Source organism: Flagellimonas lutimaris (genome assembly GCF_003581615.1).
Classification (GTDB): domain Bacteria; phylum Bacteroidota; class Bacteroidia; order Flavobacteriales; family Flavobacteriaceae; genus Flagellimonas; species Flagellimonas lutimaris.
In genome coordinates, this window is the sequence record NZ_QXFH01000074.1 from 129,979 (window position 1) to 152,361 (window position 22,383).

Annotated in this window: 19 protein-coding genes; 6 read left to right on the plus strand and 13 right to left on the minus strand. The window is 40.8% G+C overall.

The genetic code is table 11. The annotated features are described in order from the left end of the window. Positions 1–2 precede the first annotated feature (2 nt). The 7 genes from D2V08_RS12640 to udk all read right to left on the minus strand — a co-directional run bounded on the left by D2V08_RS12640 (position 3) and on the right by udk (position 6,848). Positions 3–659, minus strand: coding sequence for a DUF5683 domain-containing protein (locus tag D2V08_RS12640; protein ID WP_245980583.1), 657 nt, complete (start codon positions 657–659; stop codon positions 3–5). Then, positions 652–1,557 carry a ParB/RepB/Spo0J family partition protein gene (locus tag D2V08_RS12645; RefSeq protein WP_119608524.1) on the minus strand — a complete coding sequence of 302 codons (906 nt, stop codon included), beginning with the start codon at positions 1,555–1,557 and terminating at the stop codon, positions 652–654. The genes D2V08_RS12640 and D2V08_RS12645 overlap by 8 nt, the downstream gene beginning before the upstream one ends. Further along, a complete protein-coding gene (locus tag D2V08_RS12650) occupies positions 1,558–2,331 on the minus strand; it encodes a ParA family protein (protein WP_119608525.1) in 774 nt (257 codons plus the stop codon). It lies immediately after the preceding gene. Between the two features lie 134 nt (positions 2,332–2,465). Continuing rightward, entirely contained in the window at positions 2,466–4,514 is a 2,049-nt protein-coding gene (scpA, locus tag D2V08_RS12655; RefSeq protein ID WP_439108280.1) for a methylmalonyl-CoA mutase, read from the minus strand. Positions 4,515–4,530: 16 nt separating this feature from the next. Beyond that, complete coding sequence (locus D2V08_RS12660) at positions 4,531–5,913, minus strand: methylmalonyl-CoA mutase subunit beta (RefSeq protein WP_119608527.1); 1,383 nt, start codon at positions 5,911–5,913, stop codon at positions 4,531–4,533. Next, positions 5,906–6,238 (minus strand): FtsB family cell division protein, encoded by a 333-nt coding sequence (locus D2V08_RS12665; protein WP_119608528.1) that lies wholly within the window; start codon positions 6,236–6,238, stop codon positions 5,906–5,908. Before D2V08_RS12665 ends, D2V08_RS12660 begins: the two co-directional genes overlap by 8 nt. A 1-nt stretch (position 6,239) precedes the next feature. Continuing rightward, a complete protein-coding gene (gene udk, locus D2V08_RS12670; RefSeq protein ID WP_119608529.1) occupies positions 6,240–6,848 on the minus strand; it encodes a uridine kinase in 609 nt (202 codons plus the stop codon). 180 nt (positions 6,849–7,028) lie between these two features. Between udk and D2V08_RS12675 the strand changes: the two genes are divergently transcribed. From D2V08_RS12675 to D2V08_RS12685, 3 genes are read left to right on the plus strand one after another with little or no spacing between them, the layout of a single operon-like run. Beyond that, the gene (locus tag D2V08_RS12675) at positions 7,029–7,529 is read left to right on the plus strand and encodes an acyl-CoA carboxylase biotin carboxyl carrier protein subunit (protein WP_119608530.1); all 501 of its coding nucleotides are present in this window, start codon (positions 7,029–7,031) and stop codon (positions 7,527–7,529) included. A gap of 6 nt (positions 7,530–7,535) precedes the next feature. Next, positions 7,536–8,978: an acetyl-CoA carboxylase biotin carboxylase subunit gene (gene accC, locus D2V08_RS12680; RefSeq protein WP_119608531.1), complete on the plus strand. Its 1,443-nt coding sequence runs from the start codon at positions 7,536–7,538 to the stop codon at positions 8,976–8,978. A gap of 5 nt (positions 8,979–8,983) precedes the next feature. Continuing rightward, positions 8,984–10,525, plus strand: a complete 1,542-nt coding sequence (locus D2V08_RS12685) for an acyl-CoA carboxylase subunit beta (RefSeq protein ID WP_119608532.1) — start codon at positions 8,984–8,986, stop codon at positions 10,523–10,525. 306 nt (positions 10,526–10,831) lie between these two features. On the opposite strand, the gene D2V08_RS12690 is transcribed toward D2V08_RS12685, so the two are convergent. Continuing rightward, positions 10,832–11,893: a Gfo/Idh/MocA family protein gene (locus tag D2V08_RS12690; protein WP_119608533.1), complete on the minus strand. Its 1,062-nt coding sequence runs from the start codon at positions 11,891–11,893 to the stop codon at positions 10,832–10,834. A gap of 176 nt (positions 11,894–12,069) precedes the next feature. On the opposite strand from D2V08_RS12690, the gene D2V08_RS12695 reads away from it, so the two are divergent. After that, the gene (locus D2V08_RS12695) at positions 12,070–13,284 is read left to right on the plus strand and encodes a multidrug effflux MFS transporter (RefSeq protein WP_119608534.1); all 1,215 of its coding nucleotides are present in this window, start codon (positions 12,070–12,072) and stop codon (positions 13,282–13,284) included. Here the strand turns inward: D2V08_RS12695 and D2V08_RS12700 are convergent. The 4 genes from D2V08_RS12700 to nagB all read right to left on the minus strand — a co-directional run bounded on the left by D2V08_RS12700 (position 13,281) and on the right by nagB (position 19,381). Next, positions 13,281–14,369 (minus strand): anhydro-N-acetylmuramic acid kinase, encoded by a 1,089-nt coding sequence (locus D2V08_RS12700; protein WP_119608535.1) that lies wholly within the window; start codon positions 14,367–14,369, stop codon positions 13,281–13,283. The two genes, D2V08_RS12695 and D2V08_RS12700, sit on opposite strands and share 4 nt — an antisense overlap. Beyond that, positions 14,366–15,952, minus strand: a complete 1,587-nt coding sequence (locus tag D2V08_RS12705; RefSeq protein WP_119608536.1) for a glycoside hydrolase family 3 protein — start codon at positions 15,950–15,952, stop codon at positions 14,366–14,368. Before D2V08_RS12705 ends, D2V08_RS12700 begins: the two co-directional genes overlap by 4 nt. Next, a complete protein-coding gene (locus tag D2V08_RS12710; RefSeq protein WP_119608537.1) occupies positions 15,945–17,225 on the minus strand; it encodes an MFS transporter in 1,281 nt (426 codons plus the stop codon). Before D2V08_RS12710 ends, D2V08_RS12705 begins: the two co-directional genes overlap by 8 nt. A 218-nt stretch (positions 17,226–17,443) precedes the next feature. Further along, positions 17,444–19,381: a glucosamine-6-phosphate deaminase gene (nagB, locus tag D2V08_RS12715; protein ID WP_119608557.1), complete on the minus strand. Its 1,938-nt coding sequence runs from the start codon at positions 19,379–19,381 to the stop codon at positions 17,444–17,446. A 184-nt stretch (positions 19,382–19,565) separates the two neighbouring features. Between nagB and D2V08_RS12720 the strand changes: the two genes are divergently transcribed. Then, a complete protein-coding gene (locus tag D2V08_RS12720) occupies positions 19,566–20,315 on the plus strand; it encodes a DeoR/GlpR family DNA-binding transcription regulator (protein ID WP_119608538.1) in 750 nt (249 codons plus the stop codon). Positions 20,316–20,319: 4 nt separating this feature from the next. After that, on the plus strand, positions 20,320–21,135 hold the full coding sequence (murQ, locus tag D2V08_RS12725; protein ID WP_119608539.1) for an N-acetylmuramic acid 6-phosphate etherase: 816 nt from the start codon (positions 20,320–20,322) through the stop codon (positions 21,133–21,135). A 6-nt stretch (positions 21,136–21,141) separates the two neighbouring features. Here the strand turns inward: murQ and D2V08_RS12730 are convergent, their stop codons facing one another. Next, positions 21,142–22,260: a PQQ-dependent sugar dehydrogenase gene (locus D2V08_RS12730; protein ID WP_119608540.1), complete on the minus strand. Its 1,119-nt coding sequence runs from the start codon at positions 22,258–22,260 to the stop codon at positions 21,142–21,144. Positions 22,261–22,383: the final 123 nt, after the last annotated feature.

Here is a 22,383-nt window from a genome sequence, read left to right on the forward strand (position 1 = left end):
CATTAAAATTTTATTACCATGGCCATTCCATAGTTTGGTTGGTTGGTAAATGGGTTTATATCCAAATATGGATTAAAGTCAATGGCCAGATCGTCATCAACATTATATTGTTTTAAATGTGAATCTACATTGGCATCAATGATGTTCAAAGCATAAAGTGCTATTGAGATGACCAAGGCCAAATCCCTATCTCGCTGTGTGTTTTCCTGAGCTTCTTGTAGTGCATCGGAGGAAACATCAGGACCATTCCCATCACCATTTAGATCATAAAACTCGTCATCCGTAAAACCAGCTAGTCTCCGCTTGAATGCGTTTCTAGCCCTACGATATTCTGTGTTGTTATAGGAATATACATAAATGCCAGTTCCTAGGGCTCCCCAAACAATGGGCGCTTTCCAATAACGTTTATTGTATATCTGCCCCAGTCCGGGAAGTATGGCGGAATAAAAGGCAGCTTTACTAGGTGCCAGGGGATTAATGTTTTCCTTTTTTGTGACTTCCTCAAAGGTTACACCTTCCCCCTCCATATTTTGCGCAATGGAATCTACTTCTTTGGTTTGCTGGCGCTGTTCTTTGTTTTTATTTTCCTCTTCTTCCTGAGAAAATCCAGCGTGAAAAAATAAAAAGGCAAAGAACAATAAAAGAAGGTTTTTATTCACCTGTCAATAATTTTTTGATACGTTTAAAATCTTCCTCAGAATGGAAGGGTATCACAATTTTTCCTTTTCCGTTTTTTGATGTGGTAATATCCACCTTAGTCGCCAATCGCTCCTTGATGGAATCCAAACTGTTGGAAACAAACTCGGGAACACCCGAAGTGCTTTTTCTCTGGTCTGAACCAGAAGTTTGTGGTTCTTTCAGAGCTTTTACCAATTGCTCTGTAGCTCTAACGGATAATCCTTCGGATACCACTTTTTCGTAAATGGAAATCTGTTCTTTTTTCTTATCGATGTTGATAAGTGCCCTACCGTGTCCCATACTAATAAAGCCGTCCCGCATTCCCGTTTGGATAATGGGGTCCAGTTTCAACAAGCGTAAATAATTGGTGATAGTGGAGCGTTTTTTACCAACACGGTCACTCAATTTTTCTTGAGTAATTTCAATTTCGTCAATAAGTCGTTGATAGGAAAGTGCTATTTCGATGGGATCAAGATCTTGCCTTTGAATGTTTTCCACCAAAGCCATTTCCAAAGACTCCTGATCATTGGCAATACGGATATAGGCTGGAATAGTCTCCAATCCTACCAGTTTGGAGGCACGGAATCTACGTTCACCAGAAACCAATTGGAATTTATTGAAATCCAGCTTCCTGACCGTTATCGGCTGTATGATGCCCAATTCTCGAATGGAACTGGCCAATTCCTCAAGGGTCTCATCATTGAAATTGGAACGTGGCTGAAAAGGGTTGACCTCAATGGAATTGATATCCAATTCCACCACATTACCTATTACCTTGTCCGCATTTTTATCAGAAACTGACTTAATGTCGTTTTCTGGATCATTTAAAAGAGCGGACAGGCCTCTTCCCAACGCCTGTTTTTTTGTTGCTTTCGCCATCTAAACTTTCTCCTTGTTTTTCTTCAAAATTTCGTTGGCTAAGTTAAGATAATTGGAGGCTCCTTTGCTGCTTGCATCATATTTTATGATGCTTTCGCCATAACTTGGGGCTTCACTTAGCCTAACGTTTCTCTGGATTATGGTGTCAAAAACCATATCAGCGAAGTGTTTCTTCACTTCTTCAACAACTTGGTTGGAAAGACGTAACCTGGAATCGTACATGGTCAACAACATTCCCTCGATGTCCAAATCGTTATTATGTATTTTTTGTACGCTTTTTACAGTGTTTAATAGTTTGCCAAGACCTTCCAAGGCAAAATACTCGCATTGGATGGGTATCATCACGGAATCCGCGGCTGTAAGTGCATTCAATGTCAATAACCCCAAAGATGGGGCACAATCTATCAAAACAAAATCATACTTTTCACCCAAATTTTTAAGGGCTTCTTTCATCATGTACTCCCTATTGTCCTTGTCCACCAATTCAATCTCGATGGCAACGAGGTCAATGTGTGCGGGTACCAAATCCACATTTGGAGAATCTGTGGGAATGGTGACTTCTTCCACACTCATCGTGTGTTCCAGAAGTTGATATGTACCTTTTTCAATAGAGTCAACATCAACACCCAAACCTGATGTTGCATTGGCTTGGGGGTCGGCATCAATCAATAACACCTTTTTTTCCAATACACCTAGGGAGGCCGCAAGGTTAACCGTAGTAGTAGTTTTACCTACACCGCCCTTTTGGTTTGCAATTGCAATAATCTTGCCCATTTCATAGTAAGTTAGGTGCTAAAAATACGATTATTTAGGATGCGATAAAATGTAATTTGTTAACAGGGAGTGAATAACCCCTGCATTCTTCGTTAAAGAAAGTTAAAGTTTTATTTATGAGATTGTTATGGAGGTCAGTCCAATAGGATATTCAGTATTTCCATGGCAGCATCTGCAATTTTGGTACCTGGACCAAAAACCGCAACGGCTCCGTTGTCCAATAAATGCTTATAATCTTGCTTTGGAATTACGCCTCCAACGATGACCATTATGTCTTCCCGACCGTAATTTTTCAATTCTTGAACCACTTCTGGAACCAAGGTTTTATGTCCGCCAGCAAGTGAAGAAACCCCCAAAATATGTACATCGTTTTCCACAGCTTGTTTGGCTACCTCGGCAGGTGTTTGGAACAAGGGGCCAATATCCACATCAAAACCTAGGTCGGCATATCCGGTGGCAACCACTTTGGCACCTCGGTCGTGACCATCTTGGCCCATTTTAGCGACCATGATACGAGGCCTACGCCCTTCTTGTTCTGCAAACTTGTCCGCTAATTTGCGGGCATTTTCAAAGCTTTTATCGTTTTTGATTTCTTTGGAATACACTCCGGTAAAGGATTGAATTTTTGCTCTATATCGTCCAAAGGCACTTTCCATGGCGTCACTAATTTCACCAAGGGTAGCACGCTGTTTGGCCGCTTCTACCGCTAAAGCTAACAAATTTCCACGGTCGGAGTTATTTTCCATGGCCTTTTTAGATGCAACACGGATGTCCTCAAGGGCTTTTTCCACAGCTTTGGAATCCCTAGTGCTTCGGATTTCGTCAAGGCGAGCCATTTGCTGCTTTCGGACCTTGGCATTATCCACTTCCAAAATCTGAAGGTCGTCCTCATTCTCCAGTCTATATTTGTTTACCCCAACGATAATATCCTGGCCACTATCTATGCGAGCTTGCTTCTTGGCAGCCGCTTCTTCAATGCGCATTTTTGGTATGCCTTTTTCAATGGCCTTGGTCATTCCGCCCAATTTTTCTACCTCTTGAATCAATTCCCAAGCATTTTCAGCAATTTCATGGGTCAATTGTTCCACCTTATGGCTTCCAGCCCAAGGATCTACTGTTTTGGTGATATGTGTTTCCTGTTGCAGATAGATTTGCGTGTTTCGTGCTATTCTAGCGGAAAAATCGGTAGGCAAGGCAATGGCTTCGTCCAAAGCATTGGTATGAAGACTTTGCGTGCCTCCAAATGCCGCAGCCATAGCCTCTATGGTAGTTCTGGCAACATTGTTGAAAGGGTCTTGTTCTGTTAAGCTCCATCCACTGGTTTGACTATGGGTTCGGAGCATTAATGATTTTTGATTTTCTGGATTGAATTCTTGTACCAACTTAGCCCAAAGCATACGTCCAGCACGCATTTTGGCAATCTCCGCAAAATGATTCATTCCAATGCCCCAGAAAAATGAAAGTCTTGGGGCAAATTCATCAATTTTTAGACCTGCTTTTATTCCAGTTCGAATATACTCAATACCATCGGCCAAAGTATAGGCCAATTCCATGGATGCAGGGGCTCCTGCTTCATGCATATGGTATCCCGAGATACTGATGCTGTTGAACCGAGGCATATTTTTACTGGTGAACTCAAAAATATCCGCCACAATTTGCATGGAAGGAGTAGGAGGATAGATATAAGTATTCCGCACCATAAATTCCTTCAAAATATCGTTTTGGATGGTTCCTGAAAGTTGTTCCATGGAAACACCCTGCTCTAAACCAGCAACAATATAAAAGGCCATAATTGGGATTACAGCCCCGTTCATGGTCATGGAAACGGACATTTTGTCCAAAGGAATGCCGTTGAACAAGATTTTCATGTCTTCAATGGAATCTATAGCAACTCCAGCTTTGCCCACATCACCGACCACACGGTCATTGTCCGAGTCGTAGCCACGGTGGGTGGGAAGGTCAAAAGCAACGGAAAGTCCTTTTTGTCCCGCTTCCAAGTTTCTTCGGTAAAAGGCGTTACTTTCCTCGGCAGTTGAAAATCCCGCATATTGGCGGATGGTCCAAGGTCTGCGAACGTACATAGTGGAGTAGGGGCCACGTAAAAATGGAGAAATACCTGCGGCAAAATTTTCGTGTCCGTGGTTTTGGGTCTCGACTGCACTCGAACTTGCTGCCAATTCCATATGTTGAAGGTCTTTTCTACTCATCGTTCAATCTTTTTTGTTCAGAAGCTTCGGCCAATCTTTTTTCGATAATGGGCTCAATAATGGTTTTCCGCGCTTTGGTCTTTACAAAGGGGTAAAGTTCCAAATCGTCCTTCATGCGGTCTTGCGGATTTTGGTATTTGTTGGTGCCAAGTGAAACTATCTTTCCTTCATCAAAAAGTTGTTGTTCCTTTTCTGCACTTTCTTTTATCTTTCGTTGAACCATCCCTTTTTTCAAACTGTCCAAAAAACCACCGGCTTTTTCAATCTGCTTAAAAAGTACCAAGGCTTTTTCTGCAAGTTGATTGGTAAGCGATTCAATATAATAAGCACCTTCCGAAATTTGTGATGCTTCGTAAAAGTAGCCCTCTTCTTTCAGTAATAATAATTGGTTACGGGCTATGCGATTCCCAAACTCGTTGTCTTTATGGTAGATGGCATCGTAAGCCAAATTGCAAACGGTGTCTGCTCCACCCAAAACTGCCGACATGCTTTCCGATGTGGTACGCAACATGTTCACATTGTAATCATATAGCGTTTTGTTGCGTTTGGATGGAATTGCTAGGATATTGCACTCGCTTTTGATTCCGTATTCGGCCGCCAAACTTTTCCAAAGCCATCGTAGGGCTTTAATTTTAGCTATTTCAAAGAAATAGTTGCTGCCCACGGCCACTTTAAAGGTGATTGGGAGTGATTTTTCGCCACCTTTTGAAGTTATATGATTTAGATATTCATTGGCATGTGACAAACCATAGGCCAATTGTTGCACCATATTAGCTCCTGAATTTTGATAAAGGGACAGGTCAACTCCAATAATTGATATGTCCGAAGTGCCCAATGAAACCAATTCGGTTAATATCTCGTGGTCCTTTTCCAAATTATGGTACCAGTTGCCATCTTTGGCCAAATGTCCGATGATGTCAATATTCAAAAGGGCTCTTGCCTTTTTATCCTTGAGAAGGGATACCAATTTTTTGATAGGTTCCAAGGCCAAAAAATCAAAATTAAAGTAAAGTTCGATTTCTTCCAGATTTATACCTGAGAACAAAGCCTCAAAATCAATTTCTTCAGTAGGAACCGTGAAAATCAAACTTTCCGCACCTTTGCTCAGTGCTTCTTTTGCGTTGGTATTTGCTTTTGCTGCATCTCCCGCATAAATGGATTGCCCTACAGACCACTCGTGGTCTTTGGATAAAGAAAAAGAAGGAATGTTCGCGATGTCTTCTTTATGGTAAAAGGGTTTAACACTGATACCTTCCAATGATTCCCAAACCAAGGTTTCATTGTAATCGGCACCTTTGAGGTCCATCTGAATTTTTTGTTTCCATTGTTTGGCGGAAACTTCAGGAAACTCTTGAAATAGGTTGGTGTTATTCATCTTGTTTGTTCTTTAGACTATCTTCATATTCAATAAGGAATATTTCTTCATTGTCCTTTTTCATGTAATATTTTTCGCGGGCAAGCTTTTCCAGTTCTTTTTCATCGGACATCTTTTCCAATATTTCCTTGTCCTTGGCGATTTCATTTTTCAGAAAATCTTTTTCCTTTTCCAACTTATCGATTTCGTTCTCCAGTTCCAAATGGATCATTAAGGAGTTCGTGTCAAAAAACGCCATCCAAATCACAAAAATGGTCAGTACCAGTATATATGTATTGGTCATGATTTTGAACCATTTCTTTTTTCTCAACTCCTTTAGGCCCATGTTACGAAAGTTTATTGTTGATAATGGTTCTAACAACATCCACTGCAACCGTGTTATAACGATTGTTCGGTATAATGATGTCCGCAAACTCCTTCGAGGGTTCAATAAATTGAAGGTGCATTGGTTTTACTGCGGTTTGGTACCTCGTGAGTACTTTATTTAAATCATGTCCGCGTTCCTGCGTGTCTCGTTGTAACCTTCTGATCAATCGCTCGTCCGAATCAGCATGCACAAATATTTTTATGTCGAACATATCCCTCAATTTGGGATTGCTCAACACCAAGATGCCTTCCACGATCATTACTTTTCGGGGCATTGTGGAAACAGTTTCCTTCATTCGTGTTTCTTCCACAAACGAATAAATGGGGGTTTCCACGGTCTTTCCTTCCCTCAGCTGATCAATATGCTCGATCAATAAATCAAAATCTATCGAGTTGGGATGATCAAAATTAATTTTTGCCCTTTCCTCCCTACTCATGTGGGAAAGGTCATTATAGTAGGAATCTTGAGATATTACACCTACTTCATCCGTGGGTAATTGCTCCACAATCTGGTTTACTACCGTTGTTTTTCCGCACCCTGTGCCTCCAGCAATCCCTAAGATCAGCATAGTTCAAATTTTGACATCAAAAATAAGCAAATGATTATATCTCCTGCCTATCTTGGATACAACATAATTAATGATTGCAAATAAAGAAATTAATGATCATTGTCATAATTATTCCTGCTCATTAGGTATAGCTTTGTATGGTTTTTAATGCATTAACCTTTATATTTATCAAGCTAACCAATGGAAACTTCTTTTATGGATAATTCTTATTCTGTCAAGGTAGGGGATGACTTTGACTTTAAACTTTCCAAGGACACTATTTCTTCGTTGGATTTAATAAAGACTGGTGATGGAACCTTTCATTTGTTGAAGGACGGAAAATCATACCATGTAAAAATTTTGGATTCCGATTTTAATAAAGGAATCTACACAATCAGTATTGATGGTAGTGAACACCAGGCCTCCATCCAAACTCCCTTGGACGAACTGATTGAGAAAATGGGCTTCGCCACCAATGGCAATAAAAATATAGATTCTATTGCTGCACCTATGCCAGGTTTGATTTTGGATATTTTGGTGGAAGAAGGCCAAGAAGTTAATGAGGAAGACCAATTAGTTATTCTGGAAGCCATGAAAATGGAGAACATTATTACTTCCCCAAGAAACGGTGTGATCAAAAAAATAGGTGTATCCAAAGGTGATGCCGTTGACAAGAAACAATTGTTGATTGAATTTCAGTAAAACATCATGAAAAAAATATTGATCGCCAATCGTGGCGAAATTGCGGTTCGGGTAATGAAAACCGTAAGAAAGATGGGCATTAAGACCGTTGCCGTTTTTTCGGAGGCGGATAGGAACGCCCCCCATGTACAAATTGCTGACGAAGCTGTTTGCATTGGTGAAGCACCTTCCAACCAATCGTATTTACGAGGGGATAAAATTATAGAGGTGGCCAAAGAACTCCATGTTGATGGAATTCACCCCGGATACGGATTTTTAAGTGAAAATGCTGATTTTGCAGAGGCGGTCGAAAAGAGTGGCATCACTTTTATTGGTCCAAAATCCAAGGCCATTCGAATTATGGGAAGCAAATTGGCTGCTAAAGAAGCTGTAAAAGCCTACGATATTCCTATGGTGCCCGGTATTGATGAGGCCATAACCGATGTGGATAAGGCACACGAAATTGCCAATGAGGTCGGATATCCCGTATTGATAAAGGCCTCTGCAGGTGGTGGTGGTAAGGGAATGCGGATTGTAGAGAAAGAAGAAGATCTTGAATCCGGAATGAAGCGTGCCATTAGCGAAGCTACCTCTGCTTTTGGGGATGGTTCCGTTTTTGTGGAAAAATATGTAACATCACCCAGACATATCGAGGTACAGGTAATGGCCGATACACATGGCAATGTCCTCCATTTTTTTGAAAGGGAATGTAGCGTACAAAGACGTCACCAAAAAGTGGTGGAAGAAGCTCCTTCATCTATTTTAACTCCCAAATTACGTAAAGAAATGGGTGTCGCAGCTTGCAAAGTGGCCAAATCTTGTGATTATATTGGTGCGGGAACTGTTGAATTTTTGATGGATGCCGACCACAATTTTTACTTTTTGGAAATGAACACCCGTTTACAGGTGGAACACCCCGTTACCGAATTGGTAACAGGAGTGGACTTGGTGGAATTGCAGATAAATGTGGCCCGGGGCGAAGAACTTCCTATGAAACAGGAAGACCTTACAATCAATGGTCACGCTTTAGAGCTTCGAGTGTATGCCGAAGACCCCTTGAATGATTTTTTGCCCAGTGTAGGGAATTTGGAAACTTATCAATTACCAATTGGAGAAGGGATAAGGGTAGATAATGGTTTTAAGGAAGGAATGGATATCCCCATTTACTACGACCCCATGTTATCCAAGCTAGTTACTTATGGTAAAACCCGCGAAGAGGCCATCGAGCTAATGCTCGATGCCATTCAAAATTATAAAGTGAAAGGGGTACAGACCACGTTGCCTTTTGGTAGTTTCGTGTTTGCCCATGAAGCTTTCCGATCTGGAAATTTTGACACTCATTTCGTGAAGAATTATTATTCTCCAGAGAAAATCAAGGAGCGGACGGCCAACAAAGCAGAAGTTGCTGCAATGATTGCTCTTTATCAATTTCTGGAAGACAAAAAAATAGTACGATTACCTTCAAACTGAATCCTATGGATCCCAAAATAAAAGCACTACAAGAAAAAATAGCAGAAGCCCATTTGGGTGGAGGCAAAAAACGTATTGAAAAGCAACATCAAAAGAAAAAGCTAACGGCCCGCGAAAGAGTCCTTTATTTTTTGGATGAAGGCTCTTTTGAGGAAATGGGTATTTTGGTGACCCATCGTACCACTGATTTTGGTATGGACAGGGAAATGTATTACGGTGATGGGGTGGTGACTGGCTATGGAACCGTAAATGGAAGATTGGTGTATGTATTTGCCCAAGATTTTACAGTTTTCGGAGGTGCCCTTTCCGAGACCCATGCCGAGAAAATTTGCAAGGTTATGGATTTGGCCATGAAGGTCGGTGCTCCTATAATCGGGCTAAACGATTCTGGGGGAGCCCGTATTCAAGAAGGGGTAAAATCTCTTGGAGGATACGCCGATATTTTTTACCGTAATGTACAGGCATCTGGAGTAATTCCACAAATTTCTGCTATTATGGGACCTTGTGCGGGGGGTGCCGTATATTCTCCCGCCATGACTGATTTCATTATTATGGTGGAGGAAACCAGTTACATGTTCGTTACCGGGCCCAATGTGGTAAAAACGGTGACCAACGAAACTGTGACTTCTGAGGAGTTGGGAGGAGCTAGTACCCATGCTGGTAAATCAGGCGTAGCCCATAAAACTTCTAACAATGATGCTACTTGCTTGGATGATATTCGAAATTTATTGGACTATCTGCCCCAAAACAATAAAGAAATTACACCATTATTACCTTATGAGCTTGGTGATGAAACAAGGGAAGCACTGTCTGGTATTGTACCCGACAACCCCAACAAGCCGTACGATATGCATGATGTGATTAATGGCATTATAGATGGCGATTCGTTTTATGAAATCCATAAGGATTATGCGGAAAACATCGTTACTGGTTTCGCTAGATTAGGGGGTAGGAGTATTGGGATTATTGCCAATCAACCCATGTTTTTGGCAGGGGTTTTGGATGTGAACAGCTCCACAAAGGCAGCCCGTTTCACCCGTTTTTGTGATTCTTTCAATATTCCAATATTGGTATTGGTGGATGTCCCTGGATTCTTGCCCGGAACCGACCAGGAATGGAGCGGGATTATTATGCATGGGGCAAAATTGTTGTATGCTTTGAGTGAAGCGACCGTACCAAGAGTTACCGTAATTACCCGTAAAGCTTATGGCGGTGCTTACGACGTAATGAACTCTAAGCATATTGGTGCCGACTTCAACTTTGCCTGGCCAAGTGCCGAAATTGCTGTAATGGGGGCTAAGGGCGCCAGTGAAATTATCTTTAGACGAGAAATCGCCGCTGCCGATGACCCCGAAGCTAAATTAAAGGAGAAAGAAACCGAATATGCCGATAAGTTTGCAAATCCGTACCGAGCCGCTAAACGAGGTTTTATCGATGAGGTGATTCTGCCCAAAGACACACGTAGCAAATTATTAAAGACTTTTGCCATGTTGGAGAAAAAAGAGGTGCAAACCCCTTGGAAGAAACATGGGAATATTCCGTTGTAAGTTGGTGGTAATGGTAAAAGGTCAAAGGACTGATACGAATTCCACTAATTTTCACGAAAATCTGAATCTGAACTAGTTGTGTTATGTCAAGTCGAGCGCTCCCGATAACTATCGGGACGAGATCTCCAAGGAGGAAGTATCATAGGTGCGTATTTAGATTTCTCACACTCCTAACGTCGGTTCGAAATGACACGGTGGCTCAGGTGTCATTCTGAGCGTAGCGAAGAATCTCTTGTGTTTATTATCGCTCAGGTCAAAGGTTTGATACGAGTTGCAGTAAATTTCACTAAAATCTTACTCCTCCTTCTATAAGAATATGGTTTTACCCGTTTTAACGGATTCATCAGCAGCCAATACAATTTTAAGGCTGTTCACCGCATCATTTAAATGATCGGTAAGATCGCGGTCGTTTATAATGGCATCCAGTAGGTATTCCTGTTCCAGTAAACACAGCCCATCATGGTCGGGTTCGTTTGAAGTGCTGATGATTTCATCCTTTTTGGTGAAATTTCCATTAGCATCGAGTTCGCTGTGATGCAATTTTAAGCTACCTGTTTTGGTGTGGCCCTCAATATCTTCAGATCCCCCTTTGTCTGTATCGCTAATGGAAACACAGCCTTTTGGGCCAATTACATCCTTGATGAAAAAAGCCGTTTCGCTCATCATGGGTCCCCAACCTGCTTCGTACCAACCCACGGAACCATCCTCAAATCTAACTTGTAACTGACCGTAATTGTACATATTGGAATCTACTTCGTTTGATAGGTGCGCACCAATAGCGGAAACACTAATGGGCTTGGAATGGGTCATAGAGCACATGATATCCACATAATGAACTCCGCAGTCGACTATGGGTGACATGGACTGCATCAACTGTTTATGGGTGTACCATTGCTCCCCAGAGCTTTGTTGGTTCAAGTTCATTCGCATTACCAAAGGCTTTCCTAAGGTTTGTGCCATTTCGGTAAACTTAGCCCATGTGGGATGAACCCTTAAAATATAGCCCACAACCATTTTCCTTCCTTTTTTTTGGGAAAGGTCTACCAAATTTTGAGCTTCTTCCACGGTTAATGCCAATGGTTTCTCCACAAAAACATGGGCATTGGCTTCCAAGGCCATTTTTACATAATCAAAATGGGTGTCCGGATAGGTGTTTATGGAGACGGCATCGGGTTGGGTCGTTTTAAGTGCACTGGCATAATCTGAAAAGGTTGGTGCCCCATCCAATTCTTTGGAAAGCCGTTCTCGACCATTGGCTCCACGACTTACCAATCCCACAATTTCAAACCCATCCAATTTGTGGTAGGCACGGGCGTGGGAGGTTCCCATGTTGCCACAGCCTACAACCAAAGTCTTTAATCGTCGCATTGTTCTAATAATTTACCACTAAAGATAGTATTATCTGAATTTTTGAATGGATTTGGAAGGTGATGTTCCCTTAAATACTAGGTATAATCTCAAACTACAACGTTAGATATGTTTTCTTATCATTAAACCTTTCTTAAAAGCTTTACTGATACGTTGGGTATGCCTAATTTTGCAGGATGCAAAAAGTAAATCAAAAACCCAATTTCGAGTTTGTGGCCATGATGGCCGCTTTGATGTCTATCGTAGCCTTGGCTATAGATGCCATCTTACCGGCAATTTCGAATATTGGGGCAGCTATTAATAGTACAGACTCCACAGATAATCAATTGTTGGTTACCATGATCTTCTTGGGACTTGGTGTAGGGCAATTGTTTTTTGGGCCCATATCCGACAGTTTTGGGCGCAAGCCCGTGGTTTATATTGGCTTTGTTATCTTTTTGCTGGCAAGTGTAATTTGCTTGTATGCACCATCTTTGGAGATTATGGTCATAGGAAGGATTTTACAAGGGGTCGGACTTTCGGCTCCCCGAACTATTTCAATATCGATTATTCGTGATACTTATGAAGGGGACTATATGGCAAAAATAATGTCGTTTGTAGTAGCGTTCTTTATTTTAGTGCCGGTCGTGGCCCCTGCCATTGGAAAATTGATATTGGATGTTGCCGGTTGGAAATCCATCTTTTATGTGCAAATGGTATTTGTACTTGCAGTTGCAATTTGGTTTTGGAAACGACAAAAGGAAACATTGCATCCAGAGTATAAAATTCCGTTTACCGGACATGTGTTTATTGATGGCGTAAAGGAGTTTGTGAAATACAAAGAGACTGTTGCTTTTACATTGACATCTGGCTTGGTGACCGGGGCATTTTTGGTGTATTTGAGTTCTGCCCAGCATATTTTTGAAGATCAATATGCCTTAAAGGAGATGTTTCCTTACATTTTTGCTGGACTTGCCATCTCTATTGGGCTTTCCACATTTTTGAATGGAACCCTAGTAATGCGTTTTGGGATGAGAAAGCTTTCGTTAATGGCTACCATCGTATTTTGTGTGATTGCCATTGCGTATTCTATTTTGTTTTTGAATTCTCCCAATCCCAGTATTTATATATTGGTTGGATTTTTATCTATCCAGTTTTTCTGCCTTGGATTTATGTGGGGTAATTTCCGTTCCATTGCTATGGAACCTATCGGACATATTGCAGGAATTGGCGCAGCCATCAATGGGTTTGTGTCCACATTGCTTTCCATTCCCATTGCAACCTTTATTGGAGAATTTGTAAAAGATACTGTATGGCCTCTATTTGCAGGCTTGGCCATTTGTGGACTTTGCGCATTGGCTATTTTTCTTTTGGTCAATAAACCCAAAAGAAAACGTGTGGCCACGACTTAATTTTCTTCGGGAAAAAACACCTTGCCGCTGCACGAATCGAAAGTGGCACCTGTAACGGATTTCAATACATTGGTTTTTCCTTCCAAGCGGAGTATTCCCATTAATGCAAATACGAGAGCTTCTTTATAGGCAATCAACGTTTTGTTAGGAACTACAACTTCAATACTTGAGCCCAGTTTATCTTGGAGTGTATCCATAAAGAATTGATTGAGTGCGCCTCCTCCCGTAGCCAACAGCTTACTGTTGGATTTGCTATTGTTCTTATACTTGAGAGCGGCAAATGCAATCTGTTCACAATTATGATGGATGAACGTATGCAATAAATCCTCGTTGGAAATCTTGGAAGCTTCAATCAACGGGACAATCTCGGAAGTGAACCACTCATACCCCGTAGATTTAGGGTAGGGCAGACTGTAATATTTTTGGTTGTTCAGTTTTAGGAGCAGAGAGTGGTCTAATTTTCCCGAACGGGCCAATTTCCCATTTTCATCATAAGCCAACCCCATTTCATGGGTGATATAATTCAATGGCATGTTAGCCATACCAATATCGTAAGCGATTCGTTCACCTTTTTTATCAAAAGAAATATTACTGATCCCTCCCAAATTCAGACAAAAATCATACTCATGAAACAACAATTTGTCGCCGATGGGAACCAAAGGAGCACCTTGTCCATTTAGTGAAACATCTTTGGTTCTAAAATCGCACACCACTTGCATGCCGGAGGTATTTGCCAAGAGCTGTCCATCCCCCAATTGAAAAGTAACGCCATCTTCTGGTCGGTGGTGGGATGTATGACCATGACTAGCTATAAAATCAACTTCTTCGCCCAATTCGTCTATAAATAATTTTGATTGTTGGCCCAACCAAATACCATAATCTTTATGTAATTTTTCATGGTCTTGTTCGGAAAGATGAATGGCATTTTTAAGGTATTCCCGCATTTCATCAGAATAATCGATTTCAGCGGTTTCTTTAATGGAAAAGTTCCATTTCCCATTTTCTTCCCAAATATGACAATAGGCTATGTCCAGCCCATCTAAAGAAGTGCCGGACATGAGTCCCAAGACTTTATAAATTCTCATAGTCCAAAGGTTTTTAATTGGATGTGAAGATTGCCCTTGGCTTCAATTTTGTCCGAGAAATGTTCGAAAGCAACTTCTTGAAACTCTGGAAAGTCTTGATACACCAATACCACATTGGATGATGGCTTCAATTTTAAGATATCCAGTACGTAGGGATTTCCAAAAAGGTAGATCAAGGTGTTTTTTTCTTCCACCAATTTATGGATTGAGGATAATGTTTTCTCATCGAAACCAAATGAGTCCTTAGGTTTTACAGCAGGAGGGAAGATGCTTAGCAACACATTTTGATTATTGGAGTTCAACGCAACATCTAAATCAACGACACTTAAACCGAAATGAGATGAAATCTGTTTTGAAAAGCTGTTGTTCTTTCCAGAACTTACCGAAACATTGAGAAAATTAGATGACTTTATTTGTTCAGCAAATAATGCATCGCCATGCAATTCTGTGATGCTTTTCTCTGCAATTTCCTGGTTTAGTTTAGCGTGAATGTTATTATCAATCTTTTTCAACTGAGCTTCTTCCGTAAACACTTTTTGTTTAAGGGCCCATACTCTTGCAAAACTATCCTGAATTCGTTTTTCTGTAGCACTTTCCAATATTTGATCAATACCTTCCGCTACATTTTCACTAAAACAGAGTACATCCATACCCGCATCAAAAGCAACTTTTTCCAAGGCTCCTTTTTGAGGGAATTTTTTGGATACGGCGTGCATGTTCAAAGCATCCGAAATTATGACTCCATAAAATTGCAATTGTTTTCGAAGTAGTCCAGAAATGATTTTATGGGAGGTGGTGGATGGGTTCTCTTCATCTAACTGGGGCAGGAGCAAATGGCCTACCATCACAGAGTCCACACCGGATTCAATTATTTTCTTGAAGGGATACAGCTCATTTTCCATGAGCTCGTCCATCGATTTATCAATTACGGGTAGTCCCAAATGCGAATCTGTTGCCGTATCGCCATGCCCTGGAAAATGCTTGATAGAGTTTAGGGTTCCACTCTTGGCCATTCCTTTAATGAAAGCCTCTGCCTTGTCAAAAACTCTTTTTCTATCATCTCCAAAAGAACGATATCCAATAACAGGATTCTCAGGATTGTTGTTAATGTCGACCACGGGAGCCAAATTCCATTGTATTCCCGCTTGTTTGCAGTCGTTCCCTATGGCTTCGCCTACTTTAAAAATAAGGTCATTGTTGTTTTCCAATGCACCCAGCGTTATAGCATAAGGGTATTGAGGCGTGTTTTCAATACGCATGGCAAGCCCCCATTCGGCATCGATGGCTACAAGCAAAGGTGTGCTGGCAGCTTTTTGATATCGTGCAATAAGCTCCAACAATCTGTCGTAGCTTTTCTTGTTGTGCACAATTTTGTTCTTCCCTTCAAAATTGGCGGCGGCACTGGCCCTGCTATGGAAAAAACATATGGAACCGACATGGTGTTCCTTGATGAGCTTTTCCATTTTCTGGACTTCCTCCTCTGTATCGTTTATGAATACGGCAGGCATAAATAATTGCCCTACTTTTTGCTTTAGGGTCAGTGTTTCTTTTGGAAGGGTATATTTTTGAAATGTTTTAGTCATTGGATTCAGCTGTTTTTTTACCGTAATCTGCTGGGTATTTTAAATAACGAAGCACCAAAAATGCGGGTAATGCAGCAATAACCACCCAAATAAAGAAACCGTCGTAGCCCAACCATTCCTGAATGTATCCGCTCAGCATACCGGGTAGCATCATACCTAGTGCCATAAATCCTGTGGCAATGGCGTAGTGAGATGTTTTGGAAGCACCTTCGGCCACATAAATAAGGTACATCATAAATGCAGCAAACCCGAACCCATACCCAAATTGTTCAAGTACTACGGTGCCGACGACCGCATATATGCTTGTTGTTTGTGTTACAGCAAGTATGGCATAAAGTGCATTGGGCAGGTTAAGCGCAAGCAACATGGGTAGCATCCATTTTTTAAGTCCGTCCCGGGAAATCAAAATTCCTCCAAGTATGCCTCCAAGTGATAACATAATGACACCTACTGTACCATAAATGGTACCTACGGCTTCTGTGGAATAGGCCAATCCGCCCACTTCCAAATCATCAAGTAAGAAGGGGGAGGCCATTTTTACCAATTGTGATTCTCCCAAACGATACGTCAAAACAAACAAAAGGGCCACACCGATTTGATGTTTTTTAAAAAAAGTGGTGAACACTTCAATAAAACCGGCCGGTTTTTCTTTGGATTCCGAGGCTGACTCTTCAAACTTTGGTGCGGTAAAAAAGTTGGAAACAGTTAGTGCAATCATCAATACTGCAGCACTTATCATAGTTACTGACCACGCTTTGGTGTTGTCTCCGTATTGGTTTTCCAAAAAGCCGGCAAAAATTACTAGTAATCCTTGCCCTGTAACCATGGCCAATCGGTAAAAGGTACTGCGAAGGCCAATAAAAAAGGATTGCTTTTTCTGGGTGAGGCCGATCATGTAATAACCATCAGAAGCAATATCGTTGGTTGCGGAGGCAAAGGCAGCCATCCAAAAGAAAGCCAAAGTGATAACGAAGAATGAGTTTGAGGGCAAAAACAGACCTATGCCCAAAAATGCCAAGGAAATGACCAATTGCATACCCAAAAACCATTTTCTTTTCGTGCCGTTTAAGTCAACAATGGGACTCCACAAGGGTTTAATTACCCATGGTAGATATAACCAACTTGTATACAGCCCGATTTCTGCATTGCCGATGCCCAGGCGTTTGTACATGATCACGGAAACGGTTACCACAAGAATGTATGGAATTCCTTGAGTAAAGTATAAAATGGGAATCCACAGCCAAGCGTTTTTGTCTTTTGGAGCTACATTCATTTATGATGGTTTTATTTATACGGTTAGTTTTTTTATTTGTTGAAATATCGGAAAGTTAATGCTAATCTGGTATTTTTCACTTTAGTCAATGACCAAGGTTTGCATGGCGCTTTAGTGGTCGCACATGAAAGTAAAAAAGGCCTACGTATGCACTAAATGTAGGCCTTTTTACAAGATTAAATTAAACAACTAACAACTTAAAATGAAATGTTGTGTTTTTAGAAATGGTATCGGACAAAACCTTCCATGGCTTCGTATTCTGCCATTCCAAGCGCATTATATCTATTGGCTGTATCTTTATTTCTTTGTTCTGCACGTTGCCAAAACTCCCGTTCGTCGTTTCCAGGGAACATAGCACTATCCTTTTGGGATTGATGTTTAAATATGGCATTGATTTTTCTGTTCATATCTTTTGGGCCAATCGGCACGGCCATTTCCATATCTGCAATATCCCATTCCTGCCAAGCTCCGCGGTATAACCATACGTAACAATTTCGAATCCAATCGGAACCTTCGTCCAATAAGCGCTCTATGGCTTTTAAGATTACTTCCAGGCAAACTCTGTGTGTACCATGTGGGTCAGAAAGATCTCCTGCAGCAAAAATTTGATGTGGCTTTAGTTTGTTCAGCAAATCGTAGGTTATTTGAACATCTTCATCGGAAAGCGGTTTCTTTCTAACGGCACCTGTTTCATAAAATGGCAAGTTTTGAAAGTGTGCATTTTCTTCATTTACACCACAATAGCGACAAGCGGCCAAGGCTTCTCCTTTTCTTATTAATCCTTTAAAATCCTGTACTTCGGGGCTGTCCAATTCTCCTGGCTTTTTGTTGGCCAAAAATTCACGGACCTCTTTGAATTTCTTTTTGAGTTCCTTGTTGTCTTTTTGCACGTCCGTAGCAAAATCTAGGAATCGTATTACTTCATCGTCAAAAACTGCAATATTACCTGAAGTTTGATACGCTACGTGAACATTATGTCCTTGGTCTACGAGTCGCAACAAGGTGCCTCCCATCGAAATCACATCATCATCGGGGTGGGGGCTAAAAATCAAAGATGTTTTTGGGTGGGGTTGTGCTCTTTCGGGTCTTTGACTATCATCGGCATTGGGTTTGCCTCCGGGCCATCCGGTGATTGTTCGTTGCAATTGATTAAATACGGAAAGGTTGATTTGCTCTGCGGAACCCACTTCGGCAATCAGGCTACCCATACCATATTCATTATAATCTTCGTTGGTCAACTTTAATATGGCCTTTCCGAGCTTTTCGGATAGCCAAATCGATGCAGTTTTGATGAGTTTCTCGTCCCAATCGCATTCGGTTACCAACCATGGAGTCTTTATTCTTGTTAGGAAGGATGATGCAGCTCCGTCAAGAACAAAATCACATTTTTTATGATGCTGTAAAAATGTTGCAGGAACAGATTCTTTTATTTCACCTTCTACAGCTTGCTGTACAATAGGGGCTTTTCCTTCTCCCCAAGCCATTATAATAATTCTCTTGGCGTCCATAATGGTGCCGACGCCCATAGTAACTGCTCTTCTTGGAACATTTTCTTCACCGAAAAAATCACTTGCCGCATCAAGGCGTGTAACACGATCTAAACGAACCAATCTGGTCTTGCTATGAAGTGAGGAGCCAGGTTCGTTGAACCCGATATGCCCAGTTCTACCGATTCCGAGAATCTGGATGTCTATGCCTCCGACATTTTTTATTTTTTCCTCATAATCCAAGCAATATTTCCTGATTTCTTCCTTGGGCAAGTTCCCATTTGGGATGTGTACATTATGAGGTTCTATATCGATATGGTCAAACAAATGTTCATTCATAAAACGGACATAACTATGAATGGAATCTGGATCCATTGGGAAGTATTCGTCCAAATTGAAAGTCACTACATTTTTAAAGCTTAGCCTACCTTCTTTATAAAACTGAACTAAATAGTCGTAAACCTTGGTAGGAGTGGACCCTGTAGCCAATCCGAGAACGGCATTTTGACCCTGCTCTTGCTTTTGTTTGATGAGACTGGCTATTTCATTTGCTACATACCACGATGCACTTTGTGAATCTTGGTAAATATGGGTATTAATTTTTTCAAACTTCACGGTTTCGGAATCCAGAGGTTCTTTTTTTAATAGATTGTTGGCTAACTCCTGCATGTTTTTGTCGGGTTTAACAAGTTTTACAGTGCAAATATAATTTAAAAAAGCATAAAATAGCAAAATATTGCAATATATTTGCATTTGTTTGCGGGATTTCGAGAATATTACCATTGTTTTTATAGTAAATATTTTTTTCTGCAATAGTTTTCTACTTTTGATTTTGATAAAAAAGGATGCTTAGATGCTAAAAGAAGAAAGACAGCACTCCATACTTAATGAGGTGGAGTTGCACAATAGGGTACTGCTGACAGATTTGGCGGAGAAACTTGATGTATCCATAGATACGGTGCGGCGAGACGTTAAAGAACTTGATGCGGAGAATTTATTGGTCAAGGTTCATGGGGGTGCAGTTTCTTTAGGGTTTGCCAATCACAGCCCTCAACAGAGTAATGTTTATGCACAAGACAAGAAAATAGCTATTGCTAAAAAGGCGATGGGCCTTCTTAAAAATAATAGTGTCATTTTAATTGATGGAGGAACGACCTGTCTCGAGTTGGCAAGATTATTACCTGTAAATCTAAAGCTTACTTGTTTTACCTTGAGCTTACCGGTAGCTATAGAACTGCTTCGTAAACCTAATGTTGAAACAATATTTATTGGCGGTACACTTTCGAAGGGTTCACAAATAGCTATGGGTTCCAGTACAATTCATGCATTGTCGCAAATTAAAGTAGATTATAGTTTTATTGGGACCGGTTATGTAGATACAGAATTTGGATTAACAGAATTTGATTGGGATGTGGTTCAGACGAAAAAGGCTGTTATCAATGCTTCTAAGAAAGCTGTACTTTTATGTATTTCGGAGAAGTTAAATTCCCAGCATCGCTTTAAAACTTGCGATTTGAATGTGATTAATACCATGATAACAGAGTTGGAACCCTGGGACTCAAAACTTAATGCATTCAAAAATTTAAACATACAAATACTATAAAGTTGTGGTAGAAAAGCACATTAAGATTACTGAGGAACCATCCAACTATGATCGATTGGATGAAATGGATACTTTGGAGATTGTGGCTAACATCAATAATGAAGATAAAAAAATAGCTGATGCTGTCGAATTGGTGTTGCCCCAGGTTGCCAAAGTGGTGGATGAAACCACCACACGTTTTGAAAAAGGAGGTAGATTATTTTATATAGGTGCCGGTACCAGTGGTAGATTGGGTATATTGGATGCCTCCGAGATACCACCAACTTTTGGAATGCCTTATGATAGGGTAATCGGACTCATAGCTGGTGGAGACCATGCTATAAGAAAAGCTGTAGAGTTTGCAGAAGACGATACCGAACAAGCTTGGAAAGATCTTCAGGAATATAATATTAATGATAATGATGTTTTGGTGGGCATCGCTGCTTCAGGCACCACTCCGTATGTTTTGGGAGGTATTGCAGACGCAAGGACCAATGGGATTTTGACAGTGGGGATTACCAATAATCCTGGTTCTCCATTGGCCCAATCCACCGATATTCCAATTGAAGTTAATGTGGGGCCAGAGTTTTTAACCGGAAGTACCCGAATGAAAAGTGGAACTAGTCAAAAATTGGTGCTTAACATGATTTCCACCGCTTTGATGATTCGAGTAGGCAGGGTCAAAGGCAACAAAATGGTAAATATGCAGTTGAGCAATACCAAGTTGGTGGACAGGGGAACCCGCTATATTATGGAGGAATTGGAATTGAATTATGATGATGCGGAAAAAGCACTTAAAAAGTATGGTTCGGTGAAGTTGGCTATTGATGCTTTAAAATAAATCAACTTACTTAGGAACCAAACGGTAAATGCCTTTGCCTTCAATTCCAACATAAATAAATCCATCGGGGCCTTGGCGTACATTCCGAACACGCCCCATACCATCCAGTAATTTTTCGCGGTAGACTACTTTATTGTCATTTAACTCTAATCGTTCCAAGTATTGAAAAGCTAGTGAGCCAACCAATAAATTCCCTTTCCATTTTGGATATTTATTGGAAGTAACAAATGTCATCCCTGATGGTGCAATGGATGGTGTCCACTGATAAAGTGGCTGTTCCATTCCAGGTCTTGAGGTTTCATCGGTAATTTCTGTACCACTGTAATTAATGCCGTAAGTGATTATTGGCCAACCATAGTTTTTTCCTTTTTTAATGATATTGATTTCATCTCCACCTCTGGGGCCATGTTCGTGTTCCCATAAGACTTTTGTTTCTGGATGAAGGGCAAGACCCTGCGGATTCCGGTGTCCATAGCTGTAAATGGCTTTCTTTGCACCAGATTCATCAACAAACGGATTGTCTTTGGGAATGCTGCCATCATCATTTAAACGATATATTTTTCCACCGTCACGGGTTATATCCTGTGGATTCACATCTCTATTTCCTCTTTCACCAATGGAAAAAAATAAGTGCCCGTCTTCATCAAATTCTAATCTGGATCCAAAATGTTGTCCTCGCGTGGAGTTGGGAGAGGCCTTATATAAAATTTGTTTGTCCACAAGTTTGTTATCTGATAATTTGGCTCTCATTACAGCTGTATTGCCTCCTTTTCCTTCACCTTCAGTGGAAGCATAAGACAAGTATATCCAACCATTGTTTTCATAATCGGGGTGTAGTTCAATATCCAATAAACCACCCTGTCCTCTGTTGTAAACTTTTGGAGAATTTTCAACTTCTATTGTGCTTCCCGATGTGCTAAGTAACAGTTTACCAGACTTTTCAGAGATTAAAATTGCATTGTTAGGCAAGAAAACGAAGCCCCAAGGGTTTTGAATATTGCCAACTACGAGTTCCTCAGTAAAATCAAAGGTTTCGGGAAGATTTATGCCTTTATCAGACTTTTGGGCACAAGATGTACTAAGCAGTACAACGAAAAAATATGGTAATAAGAGACTTTTTTGCATAATTTTACGTTGAAATAATAGATTTTATAGATGAACGGCATCTTTTTAGTTGCTGGGTGTAATGAATATAAGCAGAATTTTATAAGAACAGAAAATTACTATTTAGAATATTGAGGTCCCAAA